At 39.0% G+C, this 272-nt stretch carries 1 pseudogene; it reads left to right on the top strand.

The features are described 5' to 3' along the window. Nucleotides 1-272: pseudogene (locus FD20_RS13950) on the top strand (IS3-like element IS1163 family transposase); the annotation flags it as partial.

Below are 272 nucleotides of genomic sequence, written 5' to 3'. Positions count from 1 at the left end.
TTACAAAAAGAGAACCAACGTCTCAAGGAGGAATTGGAGATTTTAAAAGCTGCGGCGTGTTACTGGGAGAGCGTTAGGGCGAGTTAAAACTCTTGTTTTCGTTAAGATTCAGTTATCCCATCACCGCCTATCCTTAATACTTTCAACTTTAAGATTAGCTCGCAGCACCTATTACCATTGGTTGAACTATCAACCTAGTCAACACGATTGTGTTAACCGTCATTTAAAAGAAATCATTCGAAAAATTTGGGAAGAAAACTATCGCGCTTATG

Origin of the sequence: Liquorilactobacillus uvarum DSM 19971 (genome assembly GCF_001434935.1) — a bacterium.
Taxonomy (GTDB): domain Bacteria; phylum Bacillota; class Bacilli; order Lactobacillales; family Lactobacillaceae; genus Liquorilactobacillus; species Liquorilactobacillus uvarum.
This window is presented reverse-complemented; position numbering and strand designations above follow the sequence as displayed.